At 67.0% G+C, this 18,097-nt stretch carries 18 protein-coding genes; 2 read left to right on the top strand and 16 right to left on the bottom strand.

Translation table 11 applies throughout. The features are described 5' to 3' along the window. Positions 1-6: 6 nt before the first annotated feature. The 6 genes from HAV18_RS02305 to HAV18_RS02280 all read right to left on the bottom strand — a co-directional run bounded on the left by HAV18_RS02305 (position 7) and on the right by HAV18_RS02280 (position 4,074). Positions 7-903, bottom strand: coding sequence for a VOC family protein (locus HAV18_RS02305; protein WP_166952170.1), 897 nt, complete (start codon positions 901-903; stop codon positions 7-9). A 199-nt stretch (positions 904-1,102) separates the two neighbouring features. Continuing rightward, a complete protein-coding gene (locus HAV18_RS02300; protein WP_347814733.1) occupies positions 1,103-1,519 on the bottom strand; it encodes a type II toxin-antitoxin system VapC family toxin in 417 nt (138 codons plus the stop codon). Next, positions 1,506-1,742: a FitA-like ribbon-helix-helix domain-containing protein gene (locus HAV18_RS02295; protein WP_166952167.1), complete on the bottom strand. Its 237-nt coding sequence runs from the start codon at positions 1,740-1,742 to the stop codon at positions 1,506-1,508. The genes HAV18_RS02300 and HAV18_RS02295 overlap by 14 nt, the downstream gene beginning before the upstream one ends. A 390-nt stretch (positions 1,743-2,132) precedes the next feature. After that, positions 2,133-2,810 (bottom strand): hypothetical protein, encoded by a 678-nt coding sequence (locus tag HAV18_RS02290; RefSeq protein ID WP_166952164.1) that lies wholly within the window; start codon positions 2,808-2,810, stop codon positions 2,133-2,135. 461 nt (positions 2,811-3,271) lie between these two features. After that, complete coding sequence (locus HAV18_RS02285; protein ID WP_347814726.1) at positions 3,272-3,820, bottom strand: glycoside hydrolase family 19 protein; 549 nt, start codon at positions 3,818-3,820, stop codon at positions 3,272-3,274. Further along, positions 3,817-4,074 carry a hypothetical protein gene (locus HAV18_RS02280; protein WP_243771524.1) on the bottom strand — a complete coding sequence of 86 codons (258 nt, stop codon included), beginning with the start codon at positions 4,072-4,074 and terminating at the stop codon, positions 3,817-3,819. Before HAV18_RS02280 ends, HAV18_RS02285 begins: the two co-directional genes overlap by 4 nt. Positions 4,075-4,241: 167 nt before the next feature. Between HAV18_RS02280 and HAV18_RS02275 the strand changes: the two genes are divergently transcribed. Then, positions 4,242-6,311, top strand: coding sequence for an acyltransferase family protein (locus HAV18_RS02275; RefSeq protein WP_166952155.1), 2,070 nt, complete (start codon positions 4,242-4,244; stop codon positions 6,309-6,311). Here the strand turns inward: HAV18_RS02275 and HAV18_RS02270 are convergent. From HAV18_RS02270 to HAV18_RS02230, 9 genes are all read right to left on the bottom strand, one after another. Beyond that, complete coding sequence (locus HAV18_RS02270) at positions 6,289-6,690, bottom strand: hypothetical protein (protein WP_166952152.1); 402 nt, start codon at positions 6,688-6,690, stop codon at positions 6,289-6,291. The genes HAV18_RS02275 and HAV18_RS02270 overlap by 23 nt on opposite strands. A gap of 372 nt (positions 6,691-7,062) precedes the next feature. Then, positions 7,063-7,782, bottom strand: coding sequence for a hypothetical protein (locus HAV18_RS02265; protein ID WP_166952149.1), 720 nt, complete (start codon positions 7,780-7,782; stop codon positions 7,063-7,065). A gap of 248 nt (positions 7,783-8,030) precedes the next feature. Next, complete coding sequence (locus HAV18_RS02260; protein WP_166952147.1) at positions 8,031-8,804, bottom strand: SDR family NAD(P)-dependent oxidoreductase; 774 nt, start codon at positions 8,802-8,804, stop codon at positions 8,031-8,033. A 32-nt stretch (positions 8,805-8,836) separates the two neighbouring features. After that, positions 8,837-10,423: a FadD3 family acyl-CoA ligase gene (locus HAV18_RS02255; protein ID WP_279573890.1), complete on the bottom strand. Its 1,587-nt coding sequence runs from the start codon at positions 10,421-10,423 to the stop codon at positions 8,837-8,839. A 39-nt stretch (positions 10,424-10,462) separates the two neighbouring features. Then, positions 10,463-11,506, bottom strand: a complete 1,044-nt coding sequence (locus HAV18_RS02250; RefSeq protein WP_166952141.1) for a ferredoxin--NADP reductase — start codon at positions 11,504-11,506, stop codon at positions 10,463-10,465. Positions 11,507-11,521: 15 nt separating this feature from the next. Continuing rightward, positions 11,522-12,040: a flavin reductase family protein gene (locus HAV18_RS02245; RefSeq protein WP_166952138.1), complete on the bottom strand. Its 519-nt coding sequence runs from the start codon at positions 12,038-12,040 to the stop codon at positions 11,522-11,524. Then, complete coding sequence (locus HAV18_RS02240) at positions 12,040-13,797, bottom strand: FAD-dependent oxidoreductase (RefSeq protein ID WP_166952135.1); 1,758 nt, start codon at positions 13,795-13,797, stop codon at positions 12,040-12,042. Before HAV18_RS02240 ends, HAV18_RS02245 begins: the two co-directional genes overlap by 1 nt. A 10-nt stretch (positions 13,798-13,807) precedes the next feature. Continuing rightward, positions 13,808-15,001, bottom strand: coding sequence for an acyl-CoA dehydrogenase family protein (locus HAV18_RS02235; protein ID WP_166952133.1), 1,194 nt, complete (start codon positions 14,999-15,001; stop codon positions 13,808-13,810). A 268-nt stretch (positions 15,002-15,269) separates the two neighbouring features. Continuing rightward, positions 15,270-16,409, bottom strand: coding sequence for an LLM class flavin-dependent oxidoreductase (locus HAV18_RS02230; RefSeq protein WP_011355016.1), 1,140 nt, complete (start codon positions 16,407-16,409; stop codon positions 15,270-15,272). 260 nt (positions 16,410-16,669) lie between these two features. Here HAV18_RS02230 and HAV18_RS02225 point away from each other — a divergent pair, with 260 nt between their 5' ends. Next, positions 16,670-17,020 carry a VOC family protein gene (locus tag HAV18_RS02225; protein WP_166952130.1) on the top strand — a complete coding sequence of 117 codons (351 nt, stop codon included), beginning with the start codon at positions 16,670-16,672 and terminating at the stop codon, positions 17,018-17,020. 99 nt (positions 17,021-17,119) lie between these two features. Here the strand turns inward: HAV18_RS02225 and HAV18_RS02220 are convergent, their stop codons facing one another. Beyond that, positions 17,120-17,980, bottom strand: a complete 861-nt coding sequence (locus HAV18_RS02220) for a LysR family transcriptional regulator (RefSeq protein WP_166952128.1) — start codon at positions 17,978-17,980, stop codon at positions 17,120-17,122. Positions 17,981-18,097 lie beyond the last annotated feature (117 nt).

Here is an 18,097-nt window from a genome sequence, read left to right as displayed (position 1 = left end):
GCTGGCTTACCGGTATCCGATGCTGAAATCGTGGCCCCACTGGCTCACCTTGGTGGCCTCGAACACCGCGTGCTTCGACCAGTCGACCGTGAGGCCGCCGAAGCCGTATTCGAGATCGAAGCCGCCGGGGGTCTTCATGTAGAAAGAAATCATCTGATCGTTGCAGTGACGGCCGAGCGTCGCAGACATCTTCACGTCGTGCGCCGCAACGCGATCCAGCCCGCGGCCCACTTCGTCCATCGAATCGACTTCGGCCATCACGTGCACGCAGCCCGACGGCACGGCCATCTCGAACAGCGCGAGGCTGTGATGGCGCGCGTTGCGGCAGTGCATGAAATGGATGCGCTTCTCGGGTTCGGCCGGATCGGCCGTGAACTTCACCCGAAAGATGTCGGACAGCTCGAAGCCGAGCACGCCACGCACGAATGCGTCGGTCGCGTCGAACTGCGGCGCAGGCAGCACCGCGTGGCCGAGCCCCATGTCGCCGGTGACGAAGCGCGCGACGCCGAGCGGCGACACGAAGCGGCGGAAGTCGCAGCGCGCGCCCCAGTACAGCTCGTGGCGGTTGCCGGACGGGTCGGTGCACCACGCCATCGCCTGCACGCGGCGCAGCGCGGCTTCGTCGCGGGTCGCGCGCACGGGCTCGACGCCTGCGCGCTGCAGTGCCGCAAGCGCGGCGTCGAACGCGGCGCCGTCGGGCAGTTCCCAGCCCGACGCGAAATAGCGGTCGGTCGAGCCGGGAACGATCACGTAGCGGAAATCGCGCTCGTCCATCTTCAGGTACAGCGCGCCGTCGGGCGCGTCGAGCGCCTGCATGCCCAGCACGTCTTCCGCGTAGCGGCGCCACGCATCGACGCGCGTCGCCTCGACGACGACATAGCCAAGCGCACGGACATCGATCATGTCGGCCTCCTCCTGGTTCAGAATCCGTTGTTCGTGAAAGGATTCTGGCCGGTCGGGGGTGGTGTTACATCGTCTGTTGGGACGAGAGGCGGCGGGGAATTGGAGCGGCGCAGACGCGCGCTAAAGCCCGGCGGAGCGGGCCATGCATGTGGAAGGAGACGGGAAGCAGGTGCGGGTTGCCGCGGCACGGCAACCCGGATCAGTCGAACGGGTTAAGCAACCTGACGCCGGTGCGGGCAAAATCCGCGACGTTGCGCGTGACCACGGTGAGATCGTTGATCAGCGCCGTGGCCGCGATCAGCTTGTCGAGTTCGTGTGTCGGATCGGGCACGCGCAAATGCCCCCACATCTGGCTGACCTCGATGTCGACCGGCAGGATGTTCGGCGCATAGCCGGCCAGGATGGTCGCCATCCACGCCTCGAGCGCCGACGCCTGGGGGTAATCGCCGCGATGACGGATCAGATCGACGCCGCGGCGAAGTTCAGCAACCGTCACGACGGACAGGTAAAGCGGGCTGGCGTCGGCCGCGGCCTGCCTGAAGAACGCCCGCACGCCGCGGTTGGTTCGCTTGCCTTTCCTGATTTCGCTGATGACGTTCGTATCAATCAAATACACGCCTGGCCTCGCCGGAATCCTGAACACGTTGATAATCCGCGTCTTCGCCAACTTCGGGCATGCTCATCAGCACTTGCGCAAATGTCTTTCGCTTCGGCCGGCCGAGCGCATCGGCCAGAATGGCCCGATGTTCGGCCTCGGCACTCCTGCCATTTGCCGCCGCCTGCTCGCGCAGGCTCTGAACGATACTGTCATCCACGTTACGCACCAGTAGATTTGCCATGGTTCCCTCCATCCAGGTTGATATCAATGATAGCGCCATGACCGCAAATTGCAATCATTGCTATCATCGCCAATGACGGAAGGAGGACGGTGGTTGGCGTCAGCGAGCGGCTACAGGCCGCATGAACCCTTTCGGCATGCGCCGCTCGCCCGACACGTCGAACTGCTGTTTGAAAGGTAAGCCGGATCGGAGCGTCGGGAAAGACGGCCGATCGGCCAATCACCACTGAACGGTAGGCGCGGGCTGATCGCCGCGGGACGGCTGCATTCACCGCTTCCGCGCGCGGTGCTGGCAACGGGCGCCAGCCCTGCCCTTGCCAACACCCATTACCCCACCCGTATCGGGCGTGCCGGCAATCCCCGGCCGGCACACGCAGCGACAACCCACCGCTCAGAACCGATACGAAATCCCGATCTGCAACACCGGATACCACCGGTAGCGCGACATCACCTGCCGCAGCGAATCCAGTCCGCTCGAGGCCAGGATCTGGCTCTTCGCCGGGCCCGCCGCGGCAGCCAGTTCCGGCGACAGCGTGTACGAGCATTTCGGTATCCCGTACGCAACGCCGAGGTCGGCGACGAATCCCAGCCCTTTCGACGCAGGCCGATGCCCGTAGCCGATCCCGAAGTACGGCATCACCGTCGGATAGCGCGCTTCCGCCACCGCGTACATCCCCGGCATCGCCGGATAGCGCTTGCCGCCGAACACATAGGTGCCGTTGGTCGGCACCGACACACCGCGGAGATCGTCGTCGTTGAAGCGCATCCCGAGCGTCGCCCGGAAGCCGCTGCCTCGCCACGGAAAGATGTCCGCGTACAGGCCGCCCTGGCGCAGCTTCAGGTCGTCCTGATAGCGATTGCCGGCCACCGTGAAGTCATGCGAAAGATCGATCGCATTGAAGTCCGCATGCGCACCCAGCATCGAATTGAAGCTCACGGCCGCGCCGATGCCGACGCCCTGTGTGCCGCCCTGCAGGTAGATCTCCTGCGCGTGCGCGCTCGCGGCGAACATCACCGCTACCGCTGCCCATTGGTTCACCGTCATTTTCACGGGCGCCTCCCTCGACATGTGCCGGGCGCGCCTCGCCAACGCATGCGGCCTGCGTCGCCATGCGTGATGCGAACCCCGGCACGACACCTTGCAAGCTCGCTTGCTGTTCGACGGATCGGGAACGCGTTGCCCCGTACGCATGACCGATACGACACGCGCGCAGGTACACCGCGACAGGCGGCGTCCACGGCCCGATCCGATTCCCCGTTTGTTTCGATGTCGTTGCATGCCGCCGAGGCGTTCATCGTTCTTGCCAATTTCGTTTGCACCGGCGGCACCGGGTCAACCGCAAAGCGCGTGCCATGCGGCGCAAACCGAAGCGGAGCAAGCGTTACAGAAAATCACGGGCGGTAACGCGGGTTGTAATCGGAGGAAATGTTTCAGGAACGCATCCGTATTCGGCAGACGATGCCGGGGCGCGCGATCCGGCGTGTCATGCATCGATGCCGCAATGCATGCCGAACGAGGCGGGATGGACTTCAGCGGGTGGGGAGCGTCGTTGCGGTCAAGCGCGTGCGGCGCCATGCATTGAAGAAACGTTGCAACGGTGTGACCTCGCGCCGCTGGCGCGCGGCGCGATCGCGCGCGGCCCACCACCAGGCGGCCGATGACGCCGCATTCGCACGGGCGGCGAGCAGGTCCGGCTGCTGTACGAGCGGTAAACCGAGCACCACCGCGCAAAGCGGGTAGTTGTCGTGGAACGTGCTCTGGATCAGCCCGCGGCCACGATACCGCCAACCGTCGCCGCTCGCCTCGTCGCCATTTCCGTACCGGCTCGCGTGGACGCGATTCGCGATGGCCCGCGGCCGCCGCGCGTATTGCTGCGCCTCGGCGTCGGTGACGTACTTCGGGAGCGTGGCGAGCAGCCCTTCCTTGCTGTCGTTCAGGTTCTCGACGCCGACGGTCGCCACGAACGCCACCGTGCGCAGCGGCGTGTTGATCTGCTGCGCGGCGCGTACGCCTTGCAGCGCGGCGAGAGCCGGCGACGCGCCGCAGCTGGCGGCAATGATGGGGGCCGTCAGGTTCACGACTGCTCCGGCCATTCGGGCCACTTGCCATGCGCGATCGCCCACAGCGCAGCGCCGATCGTGATGAACGGCCCGAGCCAGATCACCTGCTTGCGCAGGAACCGTCCCAGGCCGGCGAAAAAGCAGATGCCGCTGCTCGCGAACCTCACCAGCGCGATCAGCTCTGCCGTGTTCGGCTCGACCTGCTGCGGCACCTGCGTGTTCCGCGAACGCTCGTCGTGGCAGGAGGCGACCCGTTGCTCGGGAGTGCTCATACGGTTCTCCAGATCCAAGATGCGGGCCGGCGTCACTACGTCGCGCGCTTGTGCACTTGGATGGTTCATCAGCCCCGAAATGCATAAAGCCGCACGTGGGCGGTTGATGGTTGTTATTCAGTTACCATTACGGCCGATTACCAATTCCTGCCTGCTGCTCTGCCCCTATGGAAAAAAAGCCATTCCATGCCGCGTATATCGATGGATTGCGCGCCATTGCCGTCCTGTCCGTGATCGTCTACCACCTGAATCCGAAGTGGCTTCCGGGCGGATTCGCGGGCGTCGACGTGTTCTTCGTGATCTCCGGATTCGTCGTGGCAATGTCGGTGAGCGAGCTCGGCAACCTGAGCCTCGGCAAATTTCTGTCGTACTTCTACGCGCGGCGCCTGGTGCGCATCACGCCGGCGCTCGTCGTCATGCTGCTTGTGACGTTCATCGCCTCCGCGCTGTTCATTCCCGAAGCCTGGCTTTCGTCATCGAATCAGCGGACCGGCATGTTCGCGTTCCTGGGCCTTTCGAATTTCATTCTCTCGGCCAACACCGGAAACTATTTTTCTCCGGTAGCGGAATTCAACCCGTTCACGCATACCTGGTCGCTCGCCGTCGAAGAACAGTTCTATCTGGTATTTCCGTTGCTGTTTGTTCTGTGGCTGCGCGGCCGCCGTGCGCTCTCCGTCGCGATATTCGTGACTGCGCTCGTAGCGTCGCTCGTATGCGCGATCTGGCTCGGCCGCACGGACGAAACGCGCGCCTTCTACATGATGTGGTCCCGCTTCTGGGAACTCGGCATCGGCGTGCTGCTGTTCCAGATCATGCACGCGCGCGGGCACTCGTTCGATAGCGAGAGCCGGTATCGTCCGCGCTTCGCCGTGGCCAGCGATATTGGTCTGGTTGCCCTCGGACTCGGCTTGATTCTTGCGCGCCCCGAGGCCGCACCGTTTCCGGCATGCGTGCTGCCGGTCGCCGGCACGGCGCTCGTTCTCGGAACGTTGCACGGACGACGCGGTGGCGTGGCGTTTCTGCTGCTCACGCGCCGCCCGATGGTCTTCATCGGGAAAATCTCGTATTCGCTGTACCTCTGGCACTGGCCGGTTTTCGTTCTGTTTCGCTGGACAGTCGGGCTCGATTCGCCTGTATGGCAGATCGCCGCCATCGCGCTGACCGCGGCGCTGTCGATCGCATCCTTCCACTTCGTCGAGCAGCCGCCCCGCAAGGCAGCGCGCGGCGCCAGGAAGTCGGCCATGATCGGCGCCGGCCTGGCGCTGGTGGCGTCGGGCTATCTCGTTTCGACGGCCGTCGCATCGAACCAGACCAGCATCTCGCTGAGCACCGTCACGCGCAACATGGCCCTCTGGTATCCGGAGGGTCCGAGCCAGGTGATCGCCGACAACGGATGTAGCGTCGCCTCATCGGCGCGCGCCTTCGATGGCGGCCTCGTCTTCGTCAACGAACGCTCGAAATGCAGCGCGCCGGTGACGTTCGCGCACAACGTGTTCGTGCTCGGCGACTCCCATGCAATGGCATATTCGGGGATGCTGAAACAGCTTGCCGCGCGCACCGGCGCGACGATCTACGCCTACAACGTTGGCGGCTGCCCGTTCATCAGCCTGCAAGCGTGGATGCCCGGCCGGGACGACACCTGCAAGGCATTCGGCGATGCCGCCGTTGCCGACATGCTGCCGAAGATCAAGCCGGGCGACGTCGTCCTGCTGGCGTCCCTGCGCCTGCCGCGCATGGTCGATCAATGGGCCGTGTTCGGCGTCGATGCCGCGAAGAATGCCGTGTTCAGCCCGACGGCCCAGCAAGGCCGCGATGACGGCGTGCAACGTGCCGTCCCGGTGCTGCAGCAGCTCGCCGCACGCGGCGCGCGTGTCGTGTTCGAAGCGCCGACGCCAATGCTCGAGAGCATTCCGTATCGCTGCGCGGACTGGTTCAACCGCAACAATCCGATCTGCGAGAAAGGCATGTCGGTCCCGCGCCCTCTTCTCGACGATCTGCGCGCGCCGATCCTCGCGTCCTACGCGAAAATGCAGAATGCGGTTCCGGGCGTCGAGGTCTGGGATCCGCTGCCGACACTCTGCCCCGGATCGGAATGCCGCGCCTATCGAGACGGAAAACCGATCCTGTTCGACGGCGATCACCTCACCTACTACTCGAACATGCTCCTGCTACCCGGCTTCACCGCGCTGATCGAGAAGCAGGCGGCCCCCGACGTCACGGCAACTGCTCGACGTTGAACGACGCCGTATAGGCGGGGCGGCCAGTGACGCTGCCGAATGTCTTGCCGAACGAAATGTTCGTGCCGGCCGCCGCATAGTTGACCGATGAGAATTGCGTCCAGCCACCATTCGCCGCAACACCAGTCCCGGAAACGGTCGGCGAGTTGTTGCCATCGTTCCAGCTGATCGTGGGCGTGATGGCGCCGCGGGTACCGGGCGTCGTGATGAACCGGTAACCCGAGACTCGGAACAACCCCGGGTGCAGCACCGAGTACGGCGTGAACGCCGTGGCCGAAATCGCCGCCGGTTGCCCGGTCAGCACCCGGCTCGCCCACTGCGACGGAATGCCGACGATCTGCAGGTTGGCGAGACCGGTCGGGTACATCGCGCTGTTCACGCCCAATACCGAAATCCACCGGTTCGGCGCGAGCGAGCCGCTGCTCGTACCCCGCGCTCCGATGTTCGCCAGAGAATCTGGTCAACGTGGCGCCCGAGAAAGCCGCATACGTGAACGAGCCAACCTGGCCCAGCGTATTGTTCGTGATCGTGAGATCGGTGTTGCAATTGCCAGAGCCGGATTGAACGGAAATGCCGTACGTTGCTGCGGAATTGCCATCCAGGAACAAGCTGCGCAGCCTCCAGCCAGTCGGGAGGCCGTTGATGACGTTCACCGGAAGGGAGCCGCCGCTCCACTGCAACCTCGTCGTCGGGTTGACGTTCCACCCGATCCGATTCAGCGACGTCATGCCGGGAGCGCCAGCGCCTTCTATCACCACGCCATTGATCGTCGATGCAGATGCGGACGCGCCATTCCCGACGGAGAGGGCCGAAGAGATCGAATACGTTCCGGCGAGCAGATAGATAGCCCGCCATTCGACCGAAGCGAGTTGATAGCCGCTTGATTGTCCGGCGTGGTGGTCGACGCATCGGTGTTGATGTAAGCACCCCACTCAAGTACGTTGCGCGGCCCAGACGGGAAATTGGCGATCCAGCTCAACCGATTGGCGCTCTTGACCTGCGAGCCGTTGTCGCCGTTGCCCGAATTCAGCGAGCACGCGCTACCGCTGGCCGTATAGGTCAGCGGGGCGACGTCGCCGAGGCGCGTGACGGTGCTGGTCGTGGCCGTCGACAGTGCCAGCAGTGCTGCGTTGGTCGGCACCGTCGGATAGATCGTGGCAGACCCGGTAGTGGGTGCAGACGCGAGCGTCGTTGTGCCGTTCGTCGCCAGATTGACGAACGTGCCTGCCGCGGGCGTGGTCGCGCCTATCGGCGTACCGTTGATGCCGCCGGCGGATATGAGGCCGTCGGGCATTGAAACGATGCCCGTCGCGTTCGTAATCGTGAAAGGAGTATCGACGTAGGAACCAGAAACGTAACAATCGATCCCACGCTGATTCGATGCACTCGATGCGCTCCCGATATTCCATGCAGCCGCTCTCGCCTTCTGAAACTGCAGGTACCCTTTGCCCGCGCCACCCGTGTCGCCCAACGCAAGCACCGGGCTGTTGTAGCTAACGACGAGCTAACGACAGCTGGCGCATTTTGTCGAAACGCTTGTACGTGGAACAAGGCGGCGTAGACACAAAGGCATGGCTGGGGCATCAAGACGACAAAACGGCTGCCCTGTATGGTGATTCGCGAGGTTTGGAACCCGTCCGGGCCAAGATCACGGGTGCTTGGTTCCGAATGCATTTTGAACAAATTCTGAACACGCCTTGCCGGATAAGGCTCGGCAGCCTACAACCCATATCCCCCCGAAACATTCAACTGCTGCCCGGTAATGTAATTGGCCCTGTCCGACGCCAGAAACACCGCCGCCCGCCCGACATCGTGCGCCTTCCCCCAGCGCTTGAGCGCGAGCATCTTCTGCGTCTCGTCGATCCACACCTGGTCGAACTGCCCCTGTTCGAGCAGCACCGGAAACATCCCGGCCTCGATCACGCCTACCAGGATCGAATTCGCGCGAATATCGTAACGCCCCTCCTCACGCGCCAGCCCCTTGACCAGCGCCTCGTTCGCCGCCTTCGGCGCGACCGACAGCCCGTCGCGATCGGGCCAGCGCAGATGCCCGGCCGACCCGAGCGTCACGAACGATCCGCCGCCCGACGCACGGAAGTGCGGCAGCGCGGCTTTCGCCGCCACGAAGAAGCCGATCGTCTCGACGTCGATCGCGCGACGCCAGTCGTCGTGCGTCATGTCGCCGATATGGCGCTGGTTCACGAACGGCCCGGCTGCCCAGACGACCGTGTGCACGCGGCCATGCGCGCCGATCGCGGCCGCGAGTGCGGCGTCGACCTGCGCGGGATCGGTCACGTCCACGCAGTGCGTGGTGGCCGCGACACCTTCGCCGCGAATGTCGCGCGCGACGCGCTCGGCCACATCGGCCTTGCTGCGGTAGCCCACCGCGACCGGCACGCCGGCGCGCGCAAACTCGAGCGCGACACCCTGCCCGATCCCGCCGCTGCCGCCGAACACCAGCACCGCGCCCTGCGGAAACCCGTTGTCGTTCATGCGTTCATCCCGTTCGTGTGTCGCGGCGGCGCTCAGGCCGCCGCCTCGGTCCCCGCCCGCAGGCGGTACTTCAGCACCTTCCCGGCAGCACTCGTCGGCAGTTGCTCGACGAACGTGAAATGCCGCGGCACCTTGTAGTTCGCCATGTTGCGGCGTGCCCAGTCGTTCAGTCCGTCTGCATCCGCGTGCGCACCCGGCCTCAGCACGACGTACGCATGCCCGACCTCGCCGAGCCGCGTATCGGGAACACCGACCAGCGCGACCTGCGCGATCGCCGGATGCGCGGCGAGCAGCCGCTCGATCTCCGCCGGATAGCAGTTGAAGCCGCCGACGATGAACATGTCCTTGATGCGATCGGTGATCTTCAGGTTGCCGTTCGCATCGACGCAGCCGAGATCGCCCGTATGCAGCCAGCCATCGGGATCGACGGTCTCGCGCGTCGCGTCCGGCTGGTTGAAGTAGCCGCGCATCACGTTATAGCCGCGCACCCAGATCTCGCCGGTCTCGTCGGGCCCGAGCGGCGCACCGCCCGGCCCCGCGATGCGCAATTCGACATCCGGCATCGGCCGGCCGGACGTATAGGCAACCGTTTCCGCATCGTCCCCTTGACGGCACAGCGTCGCGAAGCCGCACGATTCGGTCAGCCCGTAGCCGGTCAGCACCGTCTCGAAGCCGAGCTCGGCGCGCATCCGCTCGATCAGGCTCGGCGCGATCGCCGCAGCGCCCGTGACCGCGATCCGCAGCGACGACAGGTCGCGCGTCGCGCGATCGGGCGCGTCGAGCAGCGCGTAGTACAGCGTCGGCGGGCCGGGCAGCACCGACACGCGGTCGTCGGCGACGCGCCGCAGCACGTCGGCCGGCTGGAACACGAGATGCGGCAGCACGGTCGCGCCGCTCGACAGCGCGGCGAGCCAGCCCGCCTTGTAGCCGAACGTGTGGAAGAACGGATTGACGATCAGGTAGCGGTCGTCAGCGCGCACGCCGGCGATTGCCGCCCACGCCTGCGCGGCGCGCAGGTTCTGGCCATGCGCGGTCATCACGCCCTTCGGGCGGCCCGTCGTGCCGGACGTGAACATCAGGTCCATCACGGTGTCGGGCGTCACCTGTGCCTCGCGTTCGCGCACCGCGGCCAGCGGCACCTCGGCGCCGCGCGCGAGGAACGCGTTCCAGGTCTCGTCGCGCGCGCCGGGCGGCGGTTCGCCATCGAACACGACGACGCGCTCGAGCGTCGCGGGCCGGTGCGGCGCGAGCATCGCCGGATAGGATTCGCCGAGGAAGGTGCCGCAGCAGAACAGCAGCCGTGCGCCGCCGTCGTGCAGGATGCCGCCCACCTCCATCCCCTTCATCCGCGTATTGACCGGCACGAGGATCGCACCGACGGTGTGGATCGCCAGCGCCGCGACGATCCATTGCGGCAGGTTCGGCGCCCATACCGCGATGCGGTCGCCGGCCTCGATACCGCTCGCGAGCAGCGCGCGGGCCGCGTCGAGACGGGCCGCGTCGAGTTCCGCGTAGGTCAGCCGGCCATGCTCCGACTCGATCGCCGGATGCGCGCCGTGGCGCGCGGCTGCCCGCGCGATCAGCGCGGGCGTGGTCAGGATTTCGTTGTCCATCGTCATAGATCAGGATGGCCGTGCGCGCCGCCGGCGCGCCGCGGCTCAGTCGGGAAACACCACGCGCAGCGCATCGCTCGCGGGCCGTGCGCAACAGGCCAGCGTCCAGCCGGCCGCGATCTCGTCGTCGTCGAGCACGTGGTTGCTGTCGAGCGCAACCTCGCCGCGCTCGATCCGGCACATGCACGCGCCGCATTGCCCCATCCGGCAGGAATTCGGCGCCGGCACGCCCGCGCGCAGCATCGCGTCGAGCAGCGTTTCGCCGGGCGCGCTGTCGAACGCGAACGCGTCGCCGTCGAGCACCGTCTCGATCGCCGCGCCTTCGCCGGACGCCGCCGTTGCCGCGGCCTGCGCTGCGGCGTCGGCCTGCGCCGGCGCATCGGGCAACGACGCGAACCGCTCGACGTGCACACGCGAGCGCGGCAACCCGAGGCCGAGCATCGCGGCCAGCGCGTTCTCCATGAACAGCGCTGGCCCGCAGATGAACGTCTCCTGCTGGCTGAACGGCCGCGCGAGTTCCTCGAGATGGCGCTGCTGCGGGATGCCCTGCACGCTGTCGAGCCAGTGGATCACGCGCACGCGGCCGGGATGGCGCTGCGCGAGCTGCTGAAGTTCGTCGCGGAAAATCACCGAACGTTCGTCGCGGTTCGCATAGATCAGCGTCAGCATCCCGCGCCCGTGCACGAGCGCCGATTTCAGGATCGACAGCACGGGCGTGATGCCGCTGCCGCCCGCGAACAGCAGCAGGTCGCCGTCGAGCGTGCGCGGCGTGAACACGCCTGCCGGCGGCAGCACGTCGAGCGTGTCGCCCGCCTGCACGCGGTCGCACAGCCAGTTCGACGCCCGGCCGTCGCGCACGCGCTTGACGGTGATCTTCGGCGCGGCGTCGATGCCGGGCGCGCTCGACAACGAATAGCAGCGCGCGACGGTCGCGTCCGCACACGGCACGTTCAGCGTCAGAAACTGCCCGGGCCGGTACGCGAATGCGTCGCGCAACGCGGCCGGCACGTCAAACACGAACGAGCACGCGTCGTCGCTTTCGGCAATCACTTCGGCAACGGTCAGCCGATGGAAGCGCGAATCGCTCATGGCCGGCTCCTCACGTCACGCGGCCGCACGGGCCACCGGCGCACCGGGCGTCGTGTAGGCACCGTCGAGATAGACGAGCGGATCGACGTCGCCGCTCATCAGCACCTCGCGAATGCGCCCGATGAACACCGTATGCGTGCCGTACTCGAAGCGGCCGTCCTGCTCGCACACGAAGCTCGCCTGCGAATCGCGCAGATACGGAACCCCGTCCTGAGACGAGTGCCAGTCGCCGGTCGTGAAGCGCGCTTCGCCCTTCAGGCGGCCGCTGCAGTCGATCGCGACGCCTTCGTGGCGCGCGGACAGCACGTTCACGCAGAACGACGCGCCCGCATCGAGCGGCGGATACAGCGACGCGGTGCGGTTGATGCAGATCAGCAACGAAGGCGGATCGGTCGACAGCGAATCGACCGCCGTCGCGGACATCGAGTAGCGCCGGCCGTCGTGCGCGCTGCTGATGACCGTGACGGAGCGCGCGAGGCGGCGCATCGCGAGCAGCATGTCGGTGCGCAGCGGATGGTTGGTGAGATCGCTCATCATTGGACTCCGTCAAGTTCAGTCGTGGATGGCCGGGCTGGCCGGCCGCCGGCGTCGGCCGCCTGTGCGGCCAGGTGGTCGGCGGCGAGATACCCGAAGGTCATCGCCGGACCGAGCGTCGAGCCCGCGCCGGGGTAGCTCGCGCCCATCATCGATGCGCTGGTGTTGCCGATTGCATAGAGGCCATCGATCGGCTCGCCGTCGGCGCGCAGCACGCGGGCGTGCACATCGGTGACGAGCCCGCCCTTCGTGCCGATGTCGCCCGCATCGATCCGCACCGCATAGAACGGCGCCTGGTCGACCGGCCCGAGGCACGGGTTCGGCTTGTTCTGCGGATCGCCGTAGTACGTGTCGAACGCGTTGTCGCCCTTGCCGAACGCCTCGTCGATGCCGGTGACCGCATAGCGCGCCATGTCGCGCAGCGTGTCGTGCAGGCCGGCCGCGTCGACGCCGATGCGCCCGGCCAGCGCGTCGATCGTGTCGGCCTTCACGATCACGTCGCGAAACGCGGCCGGAATCCGCGCATCGGGCATCATCGACGCCGGCATGATCGGCCCGCACGGATACTTGCGGCGAAACCGCGCATCGAACACCATCCAGGCGGGCACGCTCACACCGGTGCGCGCATGGTCGCGATACATCGCCGGCACGAACTCGGAATACGGCGCGGCTTCGTTGACGAAGCGCTTGCCGAGGCTGTTGACGATCACGCAGCCCGGCAGGTTGCGTTCGACGAACAGCGCGCGCTGTTTCTCCTCGCCGGCAACCCCGACCGTCGGTGCGCCCCACACGTGTTCCATCAGCGCCAGTGCGCCGCCGAGCCGATGGCCTTCGGCGATCGCGTCGCCGGTGTTGGCCGGCGGCGTCGCGCTCCACTGCGCCTGCGTCGGCTGCGGCAGGTAGCGCTCGCGCATCGGCTGGTTACGCTCGAAACCGCCCGCGCCGAGAATCACGCCGCGTCGCGCGGCGATCGTCACGGGCTGCCCGAAGCGCTGCGCACGCACGCCCGTCACGCGGCCGTCCACATCGAGCAGGTCGCGCATCGGCGTATCGAGCCACACGGGCACGTTGCGCTCGAGCAGCGCGCGGCGCAGCCCGCCGATCAGCGCATTGCCGAGCGTCAGGCGCCGGTCGCGGCGCGTGCGGCGGCGCATCCCGATATCGAGCCAGTACCGGCCGAACTGCGCGATCGCGAGCTTCATGAAGCCGGGCCCGCGCGAGAACAGCGTGTGCGCTTCCTTCGATGTGACCGCGACGCGTCCGCCGATCAGCGTGCCGGGCGACGGCGGCCGCAACCGGTCGAACTCGTCGCCGAGCAGCCCGCCGTCGAACGGCAGCGGATCGAGCGCGCGATAGCCCGGCATCGCGCCCGGCACCTTCTGGAAATAGTCCGCGTACTTCGGCAGCGACTGGTAGCGCACCGGCGTTTTCGATTCCAGGTAGCGCAGCATCTCCGGCGCGCGGTCGAGATACGTGTCGAGCTTCTCTGGCGTCGACGCGCCGGCCACGCAGGCTTCGATGTAGCCGCGCGCGGCCTCGCGCGAATCGGTCGCGCCCAGCTCGGCGATATGGTGGTTGCACGGCACCCAGATGCCGCCGCCCGAGACGGCCGACGTGCCGCCGTACAGCGCCGTCTTCTCGATCACGACGACGGACAGGCCGCGGTCGGCCGCACGGCACGCGGCGAGCAGCGCGCCCGCGCCCGAACCGACGACCACCACGTCGAACACGTATTGCTGTGCTTGCGGGTCGTTCATCGCGTCTCCGTCAGATGAAGAAGTCGGTGTTCTCGCGGCCGAGCATCACGGCGCCGAGGTTCTGGCCGAAACGGTCCACGTTGTTCGCGTAGTGCGCGCGAGCCGCATGCAGGTCGAGGAAGCGGCGCACCAGCGGATTGCGGTGATAGATGCCGTTGCCGCCCGCGTAGCGCAGCAGCGCGTTCGCCGCCTGTGCGCAGCGCTCGGCGACCTGCGCGGACTGGTAGCGGAAATGCACGCGGCGCTCGATCGATACGGCCGGGCCGCCGGTGACCGACGCCATCAGTTCTGCGAAATTGCGCTTGAGCAGCACCTTCATCTCGTCGATCGCGACGGCCGCGTTCGCGCACGCGTTCTGCGCGCCCGGATCGTCGGTCGTCTTCGCACCGCTGTTGGCCGACACCCGCGTCGCCGCATAACCGGTGAAATCGTCGAGCGCGCCCTGCAGCGCGCCGATGCACGACGTGCACACCGCACGCACGAAGATCTGCGCGAACGGCAGCTTGAACAGCGGCGCGTCGTTCACAGCGAGGCCGGGGCTCGTGCCCATCATCCCGTCGATCGCCTTGTGCGTGCGGTACGCGGGCACGAACACGTCGTCGACGACGATGTCGTGGCTGCCCGTCGCGCGCAGGCCGAGCACATCCCAGTCCTGCTGGATCCGGTAGTCGGATTTCGGCAGCAGGAAGGTGCGGTATTCCGGCGGCTGGCCGGCTTCGGCCGGCGGCACCAGCGCGCCGAGGAACACCCATTCGCACAGTTCGCTGCCGCTCGAGAATTTCCAGTGGCCCGACAGGCGGAAGCCGCCGTCGACCGGCGTCACGCGGCCGACCGGCATGTAGGTCGATGCGATCAGCGTCGCCGGGTCGTTGCCCCACACGTCCTGCTGCGCGCGCTCGTCGAAGAGCGCGAGCTGCCAGTTGTGCACGCCGACGACGCCGTACACCCACGCGGTCGACATGCAGCCGCGCGCGAGCGCCATCTGGATGTCGAAGAAGGCCTGCGGATCGAGCTCGTAGCCGCCGTAGCGCTTCGGCTGCAGCACCTTGAAGAAGCCGGCGGCCTGCATGTCGGCGATCGTCTCGGCCGGGATGCGGCCTTGCGCTTCCGCCTGCGCGGCGCGGCCGGCCAGCGTCGGCGCCAGCGCCTCGGCCCGGGCGATCAGCGTGGCGGCCAATGCGTTCGAATCGTTGTCGCGATGCACGAATGTCTCCTGTGAAGCGGGTAATGCGCCGCGGCGCCTGCCCCGCTCTCGTTCAAAGTTGTTCGGCGCGGCCTGGCCGCGGGCGATGCTCGCCACCACCGATGGTCGGCTTCGCGCGACCGCGCCGCATCGTCCGACCGGACGGGACGACGGGCGTGGCCCAGGGCCCGTTCCGGCTAATGACGGGCTTGCGCTGGCCCCACGAATGAATTTCTCCAGACGGGGGAACGTGCCTTGCCGGCCATCAGCGTGAACAGGCCCTGATGCATCACGCGCAGGCGCGTTCCTTCTCCTTGTTGAAGAACGGGATCACGTGCTCGCCGATGTTGCGGATCGTCTCCATCTGCGCCTCGTGCGGCACCGTGCCCATCTGGCACAGGAACAGCACTTCGTCGACGCCGGCTTCCTGCAGGCGGCCGACATAGCCGATGCAGTCGTCCACCGTGCCGTACGCGTGGTTCGGGTTCATCATCGCGAGCGCCGGGTCGGCGAAGTTCACGACGACTTCCTCCGACGCGAAGCGCGAGCGGATCACCATCTCGCCGGTGTCGGCCTGCACGAGGTCGTCGCCCCATTTCGCCGGGTCCGGACGCTCGCCGCCCGTGTACCAGTACGCGAGCGATTCCATGAAATAGCGCTGGCCGCGGATGCCGATCTTGCGGGCGGCCTGGCCGTCGGCCATCACGACCGTCGGGCACAGCGCCGCGAGGTGCTGGGTCGGACGGAAGCCGACCTGGTCTTCCGGCTTGCGGTTCGCCCAGGCTTCGCGATACACGGCGTTCTTCTTCGCGACTTCGTCGGGGCCGCCGAAGCCGAGCACCAGCGCCCCCATCCCGCGCTGGCCGGCGCGCAGCAGCGCGTCGGTGTTGGTGCACGCGAGGTACATCGGCGGGTGCGGATCCTGGAACGGCTTCGGGTGGATCGGACGCTTCGGAATCTTGATGTACTTGCCGTCGTGCTCGATCTCGTCCTGCACGAACATCTTCGGCACGAGGTACATCGACTCGTCGATCATCGGCTGCAGTTCGTTGAGGTCGTAGCCGAACGCGCCCGCTTCCTGCTGGCTGCCGCCCTTGCCGACGCCGAAGTGCACGCGGCCGCCGGACAGGATGTCGAGCAGCGCGACGCGCTCGGCGACCTTGATCGGGTGGTTCATCGCCGGCGGCAGGCACACGACGCCGTGGCCGAGGCCGATGCGCGTCGTGCGGCCGGCCAGGTACGCAAGGAAGGTTTCCGGCGCGCTCATGTGCGCATAGTTGGTCAGCGACGTGTGCTCCACGCACCAGATCGTGTCGAAACCGACCTGCTCGGCGAGCAGCGCCTGTTCGACCGTCTCCTTGAATACCCGGTGGTCGCCCTCGCGCGATGCGTCGGTGGTCTGGGCTTCGTAGATGAGGGAAAACTTCATTGCGTGCGTCTCCATGTATGTTGGACGAGTCGGGGTCGCGCAGGCCGCCCGCACGATACGGACGAATAGCGACGGTCCACGAATGGGAGTGTCGGCGCGCCGGCTGGCGCGGACATCATCTGTTCGGAGTAGCTGCACGCCTGCGGGGACAGAGGGGTTTCACGATCATCCGATCGGACTGCGTGAGCGCGCGAACGGCGCGCTAGCATCGACGGGCGGCGCGTTGCACGCCGCCCACATCAAGACAAGGGAGATCCGGGATGAAGGTATCGATGCTGCTGTATCCGGTCGACGACATCGACACGGCGCTGCCGCTGTTCGTCGACGGGCTGGGCCTGAACGTGAAGTTCCGCGACGGCGACCGCTATTGCGCGCTCGACGGCGGCCCGCTGACGATCGCGCTGGTCGCGGGCGACGAGCAGATCGTCGAGCGCGCGGCGCTCACGCTGCGCGTCGACGAGGACGACGACCTGTATGCGGCGATGGCGCGGGTCGTGAAGGCCGGCGCGTCGGTGCGCGTGCCCGTACAGGCCGGGCCGCACGAATTCCGCGCGGTGCTGGAGGACAAGAACGGCGCGCTGCTCGTGATTTCGCAGAAACGGGCTGCGTGACGGGTTGCGCGACGGGTCGCATGACGGGTCGCATGACGGGTCGCATGACATCACGCAGCGCGGGCGCCGGATACGGTCGCCTCGCGTGTGCCGAATCCGTTACGCGTTTGCGCCCGGTGTGCTCAGGTCGCTCGCTTCCAGCAATTCGAGCAACGTGCGCGCCGGCTGGCTGAGCCGCTTCGCAGCCAGTGCGATGAATTCGATCTCGGGCAGCACGGGCAGCGCGCTGCCGTTGACCAGCGGCGCAAGCCCGCCCGTCGACAAATGGTGCGACGTCGCGGTCAAACCGAGCCCCGCGCGCGCGGCCGCGATGCAGCCCGGCTGGCTGCTGCTCGAACACACGACCTCCCAGCCGATCCCCTTCTCGGCGAGCGCGTTCAGGACGATCGCGCGCGTCACGCTCGGCTCGGCGACCAGCACGAGCGGCAGCGGCCGCTCCGGATCGACGACGGTGCCGGGCCGCGCGACCCATTCGAGCCGCGTGCGCAAAAGCGGCGTGCCGCGCCGCTCGCCGAGCCGCCGCTTGCCGATCATCAGGTCGAGCGCACCCGCGTCCAGCCCTTCGTAGAGCCGGCTCGTCATGCCGGTGGTGATCTCCAGTGCGACGTCCGGGTGCGCGGCGCGAAACCCGGCCAGCACGTCCGGCAACGCGACGAGCGCGAGGTCGTCCGGCGCGCCGAGTCGCACCCGGCCCTGCAGCCTCGGCTTGCGGAATTGCGATTCCGCGCGGTTCAGCGCCTGCAGGATCACGTTCGCGTGCACGAGCAGCGCCTCGCCGTCGGCCGTCATCGCGATCGAATGCGTGTCGCGCACGAACAGCCGCCGCCCGACGCTCTCTTCGAGACGACGGATGTGTTCGCTGACGCTCGACTGGTTGAGCCCGAGCTGCCGGCCCGCTTCGGTGAAGCTGCGGCAGTTCGTGACGGTCGCGAAGGTCTTGAGCCAGACGGGATTGAGCATCCGGCATTGTCATCGGTATCTCCGATGACAGTCAACGTCTTCAGGCGGCTTCCCGATGACCGTCCGAATCGGTACCATCGTGCGCTTGAAGACCGGCAGGTGCCGCGCCAAGGCACC

It is taken from the genome of Burkholderia sp. D-99, assembly GCF_011605345.1.
Taxonomy (GTDB): Bacteria; Pseudomonadota; Gammaproteobacteria; order Burkholderiales; family Burkholderiaceae; genus Burkholderia.
Note: the sequence above shows the minus strand (reverse complement) of the source record. Positions and strands in the feature narration are given on the sequence as shown.